The organism is Pelagimonas varians (assembly GCF_003208435.1).
GTDB lineage: Bacteria > Pseudomonadota > Alphaproteobacteria > Rhodobacterales > Rhodobacteraceae > Pelagimonas > Pelagimonas varians.
The window spans coordinates 96832-108347 of the sequence record NZ_QKMF01000009.1 but is presented as its reverse complement, the minus strand read 5'-3'; the positions used below and the strand labels follow the sequence as shown (position 1 = coordinate 108347).

The 11516-nt window shown below is 53.2% G+C and carries 12 protein-coding genes; 6 read left to right on the top strand and 6 right to left on the bottom strand.

Annotated elements, in window-relative coordinates; all coding sequences use genetic code 11:
• Window positions 1-270 precede the first annotated feature (270 nt).
• The 6 genes from C8N36_RS13340 (at window position 271) to ptsN (ending at window position 4098) form a co-directional block, all read left to right on the top strand.
• A complete protein-coding gene (locus tag C8N36_RS13340) occupies window positions 271-885 on the top strand; it encodes a ribonuclease D (RefSeq protein ID WP_097805141.1) in 615 nt (204 codons plus the stop codon).
• Between the two features lie 34 nt (window positions 886-919).
• A complete protein-coding gene (lptC, locus tag C8N36_RS13335) occupies window positions 920-1525 on the top strand; it encodes an LPS export ABC transporter periplasmic protein LptC (RefSeq protein ID WP_097805142.1) in 606 nt (201 codons plus the stop codon).
• Between the two features lie 9 nt (window positions 1526-1534).
• Complete coding sequence (lptA, locus tag C8N36_RS13330; RefSeq protein WP_097805143.1) at window positions 1535-2020, top strand: lipopolysaccharide transport periplasmic protein LptA; 486 nt, start codon at window positions 1535-1537, stop codon at window positions 2018-2020.
• The gene (gene lptB, locus C8N36_RS13325) at window positions 2020-2778 is read left to right on the top strand and encodes an LPS export ABC transporter ATP-binding protein (protein WP_097805144.1); all 759 of its coding nucleotides are present in this window, start codon (window positions 2020-2022) and stop codon (window positions 2776-2778) included. The genes lptA and lptB overlap by 1 nt, the downstream gene beginning before the upstream one ends.
• 251 nt (window positions 2779-3029) lie before the next feature.
• Window positions 3030-3593, top strand: coding sequence for a ribosome hibernation-promoting factor, HPF/YfiA family (gene hpf, locus C8N36_RS13320; protein ID WP_097805145.1), 564 nt, complete (start codon window positions 3030-3032; stop codon window positions 3591-3593).
• A gap of 40 nt (window positions 3594-3633) precedes the next feature.
• Window positions 3634-4098: a PTS IIA-like nitrogen regulatory protein PtsN gene (gene ptsN, locus C8N36_RS13315; protein WP_097805146.1), complete on the top strand. Its 465-nt coding sequence runs from the start codon at window positions 3634-3636 to the stop codon at window positions 4096-4098.
• An 89-nt stretch (window positions 4099-4187) separates the two neighbouring features.
• Here the strand turns inward: ptsN and C8N36_RS13310 are convergent, their stop codons facing one another.
• From C8N36_RS13310 to galU, 6 genes are read right to left on the bottom strand one after another with little or no spacing between them, the layout of a single operon-like run.
• Window positions 4188-5618 (bottom strand): sulfotransferase family 2 domain-containing protein, encoded by a 1431-nt coding sequence (locus C8N36_RS13310; protein WP_097805147.1) that lies wholly within the window; start codon window positions 5616-5618, stop codon window positions 4188-4190.
• Between the two features lie 9 nt (window positions 5619-5627).
• Window positions 5628-7328, bottom strand: coding sequence for a DUF5927 domain-containing protein (locus C8N36_RS13305; protein WP_097805148.1), 1701 nt, complete (start codon window positions 7326-7328; stop codon window positions 5628-5630).
• Window positions 7325-8335, bottom strand: a complete 1011-nt coding sequence (locus tag C8N36_RS13300) for a glycosyltransferase family 2 protein (RefSeq protein ID WP_097805149.1) — start codon at window positions 8333-8335, stop codon at window positions 7325-7327. The genes C8N36_RS13305 and C8N36_RS13300 overlap by 4 nt, the downstream gene beginning before the upstream one ends.
• Window positions 8336-8388: 53 nt before the next feature.
• Complete coding sequence (locus tag C8N36_RS13295) at window positions 8389-9498, bottom strand: glycosyltransferase family 4 protein (RefSeq protein WP_245910811.1); 1110 nt, start codon at window positions 9496-9498, stop codon at window positions 8389-8391.
• Between the two features lie 55 nt (window positions 9499-9553).
• Complete coding sequence (gene galE, locus C8N36_RS13290; RefSeq protein WP_097805151.1) at window positions 9554-10537, bottom strand: UDP-glucose 4-epimerase GalE; 984 nt, start codon at window positions 10535-10537, stop codon at window positions 9554-9556.
• A gap of 4 nt (window positions 10538-10541) precedes the next feature.
• Complete coding sequence (gene galU, locus C8N36_RS13285; protein ID WP_097805152.1) at window positions 10542-11435, bottom strand: UTP--glucose-1-phosphate uridylyltransferase GalU; 894 nt, start codon at window positions 11433-11435, stop codon at window positions 10542-10544.
• Window positions 11436-11516 lie beyond the last annotated feature (81 nt).

Genomic DNA, 11516 nt, shown 5'->3' with positions numbered 1-11516 from the left:
GCCTTGGTCGAAAAAGCTGGACGTTAGTTTGACAATCAGGAGGTGACTATAGAGCCTCACGGATTGTTACAATTTTCGAAAAACCGTGAAGAACCCGTCCTTCCATGGGTCTATTTGTGCCGCATTTGAGTTCATTTTTGCCCGAATCTGGTCGAATTTGGAAAGCGAGTCGGCGAAATGTGGCGCAGCGGCCCAGATTGCCAGAGTTGAAAGCCTTGGCCGTGGTGGGTATGTCCAACCTAGGTTGTAGCCACTGGGAAGGGGCCAGTTTTGACCAATTATCTGCATCAAGGTGATTTGCCTGACAATTTGGAATTGGGCCCTGCTGTGGCAATTGATTGCGAAACGATGGGCCTGAACCCACATCGGGATCGGCTCTGTGTTGTTCAGCTTTCTGCGGGAGATGGCGACGCACATCTGGTCCAAATCTCCAAGGGCCAAACGGCCGCACCAAATCTCGTGAAAATTTTGGTTGATCCTGATATTCTCAAGCTGTTTCACTATGGCCGCTTTGACATTGCCGCCATGTATAATGCCTTTGGCGGGTTGGCTGCCCCAGTGTATTGCACCAAAATTGCCAGCCGCATGGTTCGTACATATACAGACAGGCACGGGTTGAAGAACCTGACGCATGAGCTGATCGGTGTGGACATCTCGAAACAACAACAGTCTAGCGATTGGGGCGCAGCGATCCTGACCCAAGCGCAAATCGACTATGCGGCTTCGGATGTCTTGTACCTGCACAAACTGCGCAAGGTTTTGAATGCCCGGCTAGAGCGTGAGGGGCGCCGTGAGATTGCGCAAGCGTGCTTTGATTTTCTGCCCACGCGGGCCTTGCTGGATTTAGAGGGCTGGCCCGAAACGGATATTTTTGCGCATGCATAACCCAACCCGAACCGAGAACAGGCGTTACCTTTAGATGGCGCGCGCTCAGGGACTCTATTCGCATGTTGTTGCCTGGCTCAAAATCCTGTTGCCTTTGTTGGCTTTGGGGTTGTTGTCCACGATCTTCCTTTTGTCGCGCAGCAATGATCCGGTCAGCAAAGTTCCGTTCGCGAGTGCTTTGCAGCGCGCTGGTGATGCCGCGACAGAAATGGTCAGCTCGCCCCATTATGCGGGAAGCACGGCGCGGGGCGATCTCGTGACGATCACGGCCCAGTCCGCACGCCCCGGCTTTGAGGGTATTATAGAGGCCGAAGAGCTGGACGCCCGTATACAGATGAAAGACGGGTCAGAGCTCTTTTTGCATTCGGCTGCGGCGACAATGCGTGAAGATGAACAGAGAATCAATTTTCGGGGTGGTGTCGTCATTACCAGTTCAACCGGATATGTAGTGACCACTCAAAGCATGGTCTCAAGTATCGAATACATTGATGTCGAAAGCTTGGCACCGGTGAAGGGGGAGGGACCTCTCGGTACGCTTGAGGCTTCAAAAATGCAGATCAAAGCCATAGATGAGGGGGACGATGTGCAAATGCTGTTCACTGGCGGCGTAAAAATGGTATATCTGCCGCAAAATAAGTGAGTTCTTCGCATGCCACGACTGATTGCCTATGCCTTTGTCCTTTTGACCTTGCCATTCTCGGCTCTTGCACAGGGGGCTCAGGTGTCTTTTGGTGGAAACCAGGACACCACTGCTCCGGTTGAGGTGACAGCCGATGCCTTATCCGTAAATCAAAAAGACGGAACCGCCCTTTACACTGGCGACGTGCTGGTTGCGCAGGGTGAAATGCGTTTGGCTGCGCCGCGGGTTTTGGTGGTCTATTCTGAGACCGCGCAGAAAATTCAGCGCATGGAGGCGACCGGCGGCGTGACAATGGTCAGCGGCGATGAAGCTGCAGAAGCACAGCGCGCCGATTACACTTTGGACACTGGCGTTATTGTCATGACAGGAAACGTGCTGCTAACCCAAGGGGCCAGTGCGCTGACGTCAGAAAAAATGACAGTCAACCTCGAGACAGGTACGGCACAGATGACCGGGCGGGTCCGGACTGTTTTGAACCAAGAAGATAGCCAGTAATGTCAGGGGCAAAGCTAACAGTGACAGATGGTCAAGCCGGGCTTGTCATTGAGCATTTGCGCAAAAGCTATGCCAAACGCGTTGTGATCCGCGATGTTTCGTTGCGTTTGAATCGCGGCGAAGCAGTTGCTCTGTTGGGGCCGAACGGGTCAGGTAAGACAACATCGTTTTATGCGATTGCCGGATTGGTCAATCCTGAGGGCGGTCAGGTGATGATCGACGGTCATGATGCAACCTATTTGCCGATGTATCGCCGTGCCCGCCTTGGGATCGGATATTTGCCGCAGGAAATGTCTATTTTTCGGGGGCTTTCGGTCGAAGACAATATCGGCGCTGTCTTGGACATCGCTGAAAAGGACCGGCATCGCCGCCGCGAGCGGTTGGAAGAACTGCTTGGCGAATTTTCAATCGAGCATTTGCGCCGTGCGCCCGCGCTTGCTTTGTCTGGTGGGGAGCGACGGCGGGTGGAAATTGCCCGTTGTCTGGCGGCCGATCCGAAGTATCTATTGCTCGATGAACCCTTTGCCGGGGTTGATCCGATCAGTGTCGGAGACATCCGTCATTTGGTTGCGGATTTGAAAACCCGCGGGCTTGGCGTGCTGATCACAGACCACAACGTCCGCGAAACTCTTGAGATCGTAGATCGCGCTTACATCTTGCATGACGGCCAAGTTTTGATGTCCGGCACACCCGAAGAAGTGGTGCGCAATGAAAATGTACGTCGCGTCTATTTGGGCGATAACTTTCGCATTGGTTGATTGAAACCGAGGACCGATTTCTTAGGAGATCAGTCATTTTATTTTCTGGTTTCGATTGACTTCCCCCTCAATTCCGCCGTCAAATGAGACATGGCATTTTGGATTGCTGCACTTTTGTTCGAACCTTCCCCGCTTGCGGGGCCGTGTTCTGACAAGCCGCAACAAAGTGCCTTTCCTAAACTGCAGTCTGCTGCACCACGGGCCTTGGCCCGAGGTATGGTATTGATTGTCAAAAACAAAAAGGATGTATTATGCGCTATCAGATCACGGGAATGCACATCGACATTGGTGACGCACTGCAAACCCATGTGAAGGACGAGCTTGGGGCCGCTCTGCAGAAGTATTCGCAAAGGCCCACAGACGCCAATGTTGTATTCTCCAAAAGCGCGCATGAATTTGTTTGCGAAACCACTGTTCATCTATCAACGGGCCTGACGGCAGCAGCCAAAGCGCACGCGACTGAAATTTACGGCGCTTTTGATGCTTGTGCGGAAAAACTGGACAAACAGCTGCGTCGATACAAGCGTCGGTTGAAAGATCATCACCGTGACCGTGCGGTGCCCGTTGAACTTTCCGGGGCTTCCTCGTATATCCTCGCCAGTGATCTGGATTCGGGGGACGCCGAACCGGAAACGTTGCAGCCGATTATCGTGGCTGAGATGGAGACAAAGATTCCATCTCTGACTGTGGGGGAAGCTGTGATGCAAATGGAGCTGGCTGGAGCGCCGGTTCTTGTGTTCCGCAATGAAAAGAAGGATGGCGTGAACGTCGTTTATCGACGTGAAGACGGTAATATCGGATGGATCGATCCGTAAGATAACCGCCTGAGCAGAGCGCTTTTGATACAGGTAGACTATGAAATTCGCTGATCTCCTAAAGCCTGAAGCCGTGAAACTTGTTACGGCGGCTTCAAGCAAGAAACGGTTGATGCATGACGTGGCCGATCTGGCTGAGTCTGCCTACGATCTGCCGTCGCAAGAGATCGTCGAAGCCTTGATGGAGCGTGAAACGCTTGGACCAACTGGCGTGGGGCATGGCGTTGCCTTGCCGCACGCACGTATCCGAGGTCTGAAATCGGTTGTGGGCGCTTTTCTTGCATTGGAAAAGCCGGTTGATTTTGATTCCGTCGACCGTCAGCCGGTCGATCTGGTGTTTGCACTGTTCGCTCCGGAAGAAGCGGGCGTGGAACATCTCAAAGCGCTGGCATTGGTCTCGCGCAACTTACGAGAGGCCAGCCTGTGCGCCAAATTGCGGGCCAACCGTGACGCCGCAACGCTTTATACGATCCTGACAGAACAGGAATCGGTTCAGGCGGCTTAGCCCAACCGCTTGATCCACAAGGTCAACAGGTGCCCCGGGGGCGATCTAATCTTTGCCGGTGGTTATGTCTCTGTTCGATGAATGGGCGTTTACGCCCAGCTATCAAACCCGAACATAGTGTAATCTCGCAAATAAGCTTCCCGCGCCAATGCTTCGATTCTGTCGTCGTATATTTGAGCCAATGAAAAAGGGGCGGTGGTCGGCACGGCAACCGGTTCTGGCGGTGATGGATGACCAACTTGCATAGCAAGTGCGGGCAAATAGAGAGCCATTTCATCTTCTCGGACAATCATATCCGGCAACGTGAACTCTGACATGCCTTGGATACATTGCGCCTGAGTCGCCCAGTGGCCATCAACGCGAACCGCAGTTTGCCCGGCCAAGTTGGCTTTGACCCATGACAGATAGGTCGTAAACGCCTCTCGGTGGGATTCTACGGAATAGTCGTCATTGGGTTCGCCCTCGGGAATGGGAAGGTTGTGGGCGCGGCGCAGGGTTTTTCGGATGCCAGCGAAGCTACCTTTTTTGGTGCTTAGGATTTTGGAGCAAAAGGCTTCGTGCGCGCGGGCAAGCGGATGGCGAATGACAGTAAAACTGCGATGGCCGGGTCTTTGCCGCTTCCAAGTACGTAAGGTGTTTTGTTTGAAGTCTTGTTCAAGGGCTTCGCCTGACACGTCATCCAGGGCACAGAGCCATTGATGTACGGCGGTTTCAGGACCGGAGCGGATTGGCATATACAGCAGTGGCGTTTTGGCGGCCGCAACATAGGACGGAACAACAGGCCCGCGACGGGGCTCAAAATTTGGGGTGCGGGTTAGGTTAAACCCATCGAGCCGCGCCAAAGCGTGTTCCATCTCTCCGAAATTCGCAACTTTTTCAGCGATGGGTTGGGGATTTTGGCGTTTCAAAGCGGTGTTTAGGCTGGATAGTTGCCCAGAACCGCCAAGCCACCGCGCCAATCCGTTCATAATATCGACGTCTTGCAAGTCTTCATAGGAGACATAAAATGCGGTCTGCGCACTGCGTTGTAAGGTGTTCAATATCTGGATTTGGAAGGCTTGCAGATCCGCCAAATGTTGTTCGAACTCAGCCGCATCGAATTGCGCCTGCCCATCTTTGCGCCGTTTTACATTGGTCAGTTTCCACTGGCCTGTTGCCTGAGCAATCTTCCAGCTGACGTAACTGTCAACAGGGTTGCGGGTCAGAACGATTTTACCAATCTTTGGATCTTGCAGCAAGTCGTCCAAAAGGCGCGGGTCATGGTCGTGGAAATAGCGAAAACCGCCAATCCCACCGGGTGTTGTTTTGCGGATTTGTCCAAGCAAACGCATCGGATCGGCATCGCGTTCTTGCTGGGTGATGCCCAGAATATCTTCGGAATTTGGATAGCCGATGAAGTGCGGATTAAACGCTTCGCCGTGGCAGGTGATGCCATCAAATGCGTTCAGATTGGCCTCAAGGAAATTGGACCCGGTGCGCATTTCTGCAAATACGACAAAACAGTCGAAACGGTCAGACATTCATTGGACCTATTTTTTGATGAGATACGGTTTACGGTGGCTGTCGGGCAGATTACGCGGTGCAGGGTCAACAGGGAAGTCGCCCATCAGATAGGGGTGCATGCCTTGATTTTTCAGGTTTTGCAGAAACTGTCCAAAGCCGGCTAGATCTTCGAGGCGGGGGGCTTCGGCCAGCCGCCTTAGGCCTTTTTGACCAATTTCGTCGATAATGACTTGCAGCGGTTCCATGGGGGCTTCGATAAAGTCGGCCATGGACCAAATGCGCACTCGGGCTTTGACATCAGGGGCGCGTAGCACATCCAATATCTTGCTTTCGATTTTTTGCAGCCGAGCCGCTTGGGTGCGAATTTCGGCGAAATTGGCGTTGGATTTGAACAAGGGAACCGCCCAAGCACCTGAGATCACGCTAATTTGAGCGTTGGGATCAACGGCCATATGCCAATTGATCTTGGGAGTGTCATGCGGACCGTATTGAAAGCACTGACGTTCGCCGCGGGTATTCCATAGCAGGTTCGTCAAAAATCCTTTTGGGTTTGAATCCCGCAGCTTGGCATTGTCGGAAAGGGCACCGTTTAGAATGGATTGGCCGCCCGAAAACTCGGCCCGATCAGGGGCGAACAGATGACCATGGACTTGTGCACCTGTCGCACGGCCAAGCCAGCCTTCGAAATCTTGAAAGAGATCGGAAAACCCTTGGAAGACCGAATACTGGCCGGCAGTTACGCCATTTTCCCACCCGGCATTCGGGTATCGACTTTGCATATATAAACCGGATCGTCCGCGTGTCCGGCGATCAACAGCCTTGGCAAAAATACGATCAATTTTACCCGGATTTGGCTCCTGGTGTGACATTGCACCGTTCGCATCCGTCAAAAACGCACCATACAATCGTTCGGCGTGAGGCCAAATTTTGCGCGCCACAAAACAATCTGACCGGCGCAGCAGTTGCAGATGGTCGTCATAGAAAATATGCGGTTTGCCTTGGAAATCGAACTTGGAAAGGGTCAAAGACCGGCTTTCAATATTTGTGGAGTATTTACGTGCCAAGGTCTGAAAATAGCTTTCGTCCGGAATCCAGACGTTTTCAAAGTAGCGGTCATAGCGATCGCGTTCCGGATCTTGCAATATCGCGCTCAAGGTTTGGCGTGTAAGGCACCACCATTGGCTGCCCATATGGGGAACCAAACCGCGCGGCATGCGGCGTTTGAAACCTATGGCACGTTGCAATTCTACCAACCTATCAAATAGATAGCGCTGATTTCGCCAGCTGAACGGGAAATGCATAGTAAAGCGCTCTTGATCGAGCCCGCCGACCGTCCAAGGGACGTCAGCGGTGGTCGCGCTTTCGATGAAATCTGTGCGAGGTCGTTGGTTGAGGTAGTCTACCAATTCTTCGACAGGACGTAGCGGTAAGCATGATCCGGAAGATAGATAAACATGCCGCACCTGATCAAAATTGCGAAGCAGCAATTCCGAGGCATCCTGACTGGCGGCGACCAAACCCCATGTCCCCCATTCACAGCGATGGCGCTTGGAAAACATCACGTTGGGTGTGTCGGTCAGGCGCGCGACAAACGCATCATAGGTCTTACGAGGCACAACCTTGTCGACATGGATTACAACAGGACATCCGCCGCGTGACCAATGCCGTGCAACGTCTTCGGCGCGGTCCAATGCGGTATGCACCAGCATGACAATCCCGACACTCATGCCCAGTTCCCCTTAGACATCAGACCCAAAATCTCAAGCTGGCGCCAGTTAATGTATTTTTCCGACCACTTGCACCAGAGTTCCGGGTTGTCTTTGACCCCTTCGGCATAGGCGACGTATTCGCGGCTGGCCCCATAGTGTTGGTTGCGCTCCAGTTCCTCTGCGGCCTTGTCCGTAAAGGTGTTGAGGAATTTGGTGTGAAGCAAGATACCACTGGCCTTTTCACCGCCCCACTCATCGTAAACTTGGTTGAGGCCACGCGGCAGCAAATTGTGGGTGGAGCTGACATAGGCATATTGCCTGTTCCATTTGACCAGCGGAATTTTGTTCAAAGCGGGGGCTAACTTTGGTTCATCTTTAAAGAACACGCGCGCACGCGGTCCGCCTTGAATCCAGAGGTTTCCGTAGGTTTTATTCTTCTGAACGGTGTAATTTCCGGAATCGAACCAAGATGCAATTTCGAGTGGATTTTGTCCCGGACTGTAAGTCTGGGCGTCGATCCGCCCCTTAGGATACATATCCAACAACATCGCGCTAAAGCTTTTTATCGAAGAGGCATCCAGCCAATCGGTCAATGCACGTAGAGGCCGTGTGTCACAAAACGGGTACAAGAACAGCTCGTCCGGATCGACGGTCAACGCCCAGTGATCATGGGCGTATTTCATTGCCAACCAATTGAGCCAATCAACCCCGAAGCGTGATCTTTTGTAGCTGGATTGCGTCGCCCAAACGGATACATCAGGTTGTTTGGCAAGGTAATTCAGGGATCCATCTGTGCTGTCGTTATCGACAAAAAAGAAATGGTTCACGCCCATATCGCGGTAATGTTTCAAGAACCACGGCAGGCGGACACCTTCGTTGCGCTGGGTCGAAAACAACAAAATATCTGACGGTTTGATGTCGGCTGTTCTGTCCGCGACAGGGCGCAAATCCCGCCGCTTTCGGAATGCACGAATACGCCAGCGTTTCCGTTGAACCCGAAGCTGATATGACTGCCATGCGCCCAATTATGTGCCCTTTTACAAGCCGGTTACCCGACCTTTTTCTACCGTGGTAGCTATCAAATCAAAGTTAAAACAATCTTGAAATGGTCGTCCCATGTGGGAGCAGTGTAGTCCAGAGTATTGCCTGTGCCTGTTTGATGCGCTTGTGCCATCTGTTTTATCGTTGTTTCCCAAAGATAGCGGTCCCGAGCGTCTGCGTAAACGGGAATATCGCCAAGGACTTCACGGTAAATGGGCAGATCATTACACAAGACCGGAACCCCCAATGCGGCGGCTTCAAGCGGTGGCAACCCGTACCCTTCGGCAAAACTGGGAAACAGCAGCCCTGCCGCACCTTTGATCAGGGCAAAAAGCTGATCGTCTGGCAGCTCGCTGAGCTCATGAACCCGCGAAGGCGCTGCATCGAGCCGTTCAAAAACGGCGTGGTTTTCCCAGCCGCGATGACCACAAATCAACAAGTGAGCGTCAGGAATTTTGCCCCAAATATCCAACAGGAGAGCGTGGTTTTTGCGCGGTTCGATTGTCCCCAAAGTGACGAAATATGGCGGTGTCCAAGGGCCGTCAGGTGCAACCCCAAGCGTCGGTAAATTCACGCCCAAATGGGCAACTGCGCTTGGCGGCAAATCCGTTTTGGCATGTCTTTTCATATCCGCAAGCGTTTGATGCGAATTGCACAAGATCACATCGGCACGCGCCACAACGCGGTCAAGGAACAAGCGAAACGAGGCAAATGTTTCAGGCCTCTGATATTGAGGGAAATCCAGTGGAATTGTATCGTGAACAAAGACCGCGACATGGGCCTTGCAAAGGGTGAGCGCAGAGAGGACCCGATTTGTCAGGTTCGAATGGCCGGTGTTTATATAGTGTACGCCCATGGGCAGGTGCCGTCGCAACATAGAAGACAGTCGGATTGGCAAACAGCGGGCGCGGCAAATCCTGCGCAGGTCAGCTTCTGCACGTAGTCGAATCGGATGCCGACCTCTTTGAAGCCGTGCCAATCGATCAGTGGGCCCCCAGAGATTGTCTTGCAGGCGTGTGTGAACTGTTCTGCATCCTGCATGATCCAGAAGGACATACCCGATGGAGGTGCGGACCAAGCCCCAAAGCGAAGGGTGCTCAAGCAAATGTTCCAGATAAGCGAACTCAACGCGATCCACCCCGGTCATGGGGTGCCCCGCGCGGCTAATCAATCTGGTTAGATCCAGAAGCCGCGCTGGAGGGTTACCCGTCGTAATGACCATTTCGATGCCAACGCCATGCGTCAGCAATCATCTGCGGCATGGTGGATCTGTGAGGTTGCCAACCCAGTTCTTCGCCCGCGCGGGTAGAGCCGGAAACCAGCTTGGTTGCGTCGCCGGCACGGCGTGGTCCTTCAGAGCAGGGCACCTCGAGGTTGGTAACGGAGCCTGCGGAGTCAATGACTTCGCGGACCGAAAAGCCGCTGCCTGTGCCCAAGTTGAAGACATGGCTCCCCTTGTCATCGTGCAACCACTTCAATCCCAAGACATGCGCATCCACCAGATCGCAAACATGAACGTAGTCTCGAATGCAGGTGCCATCAGGGGTATCATAATCGGTGCCGTGAATGGTTAAAGCTGGCCTTGTGCCGTCAATCGCTTCAAGCATAACGGGAATGAGATGCGTTTCAGGGCGGTGGTGTTCCCCGACTTCGCCGTCAGGGTCTGCACCCGCGACGTTAAAGTAGCGAAAAATCACATGACGCAACCCATAGGCCGCTTCAAAATCACGCAAAATATTCTCGACAGCACGTTTTGACGCGCCATAGGCGTTCAACGGCTCTTGAGGGGTGTTTTCGTCCAAAACGACGTTGTCATGTTCACCATAAGTGGCACAGGTCGATGAAAAAACAAAGTTCAGGCAGCCCGCGGCAACAGCCGCTTCGATCAAGGTTAGTGAGCCTTCGACATTGTTGCGCCAATACATGCCGGGTTTCGCCATCGCTTCGCCAACTTGACTAAGCGCCGCGAAATGCATGACGGCCACCGGTTGCCACTTGGCGAAAACCGCATCCAGACGGGCACGATCTGTCAAATCACCTTGTTCAAACGGCCCGAATTTGACCGCGTCTTTCCAGCCAGTGCACAGGTTGTCCAAAGTGACGGGCGTATAACCCGCCGCTTTTAGAGCTTTACAAGCGTGGCTACCAATATAGCCAGCGCCGCCGGTTACCAATACATGAGGCATGCAGTTATTCCGCCGCTTTACGAGACGCCATGAGTTGGGTCAAATACCCCTCCAAGTCGTCGCGAAGATCCGGTCGCGACAGGCCAAAGGCCACGGTCGCCTGCAAGAAGCCGCTCTTGGATCCGCAGTCAAAACGTTGTCCGCGGAACCGGTAACCATAAACACCTTCGCCGTCGGAAATCTCACGCGCAATCGCGTCGGTTAGTTGAATTTCACCGCCAGCGCCGGACTTGATCCGGTTCAGATGGCCAAACACATTGGCTGACAGGATGTAGCGGCCAATAACAGCGAGGTTGGAAGGCGATTGACCGGCAGGCGGTTTTTCGACCATGCCCTTGATCTTGACCTTGCTTCCCATGTCTTCGGCAATATCGAGCATGCCGTAGCTGGAAGTCTGTTCATCAGGCACTTCCATGGCAGCAACCATATTGCCACCGGTTTCTTCGTAAGCTTCGACCATCTGTTGCAGGCACGGCTTTTCTGCTGCGATAACATCGTCCGGCAGGATCACGGCAAAAGGTTCGTTGTGAATCAAGCGGCGTGCGCACCAAACAGCATGACCCAGACCAAGGGCGCGGTGCTGGCGGATGTACGCAATATCCCCTGAATCCATATTTGTGGATTTCAAAGTGGCCAACAGTTCGTCTTTGCCTTTTTTGCGCAGCTCCTGTTCGAGCTGAGGGGCGTGGTCAAAATAGTCTTCAAGTGCCCCCTTGCCGCGGGACGTCACAAAGATAAACTCTTTGATCCCGGCTGCGCGCGCTTCGTCAATCGCGTATTGAACAAGCGGACGATCCACCAAAGTCATAATTTCTTTGGGAACCGACTTGGTTGCGGGCAAAAAGCGTGTTCCCATGCCTGCGACGGGAAAAATTGCCTTCGTGACCTTTTTAGGCATCGGTCTACTCCTACTACTAAATTCTTTGGGTCAGGTTATTGCACTGATGGCTAATAGGGGCCACCACATTGTGATGTGTGC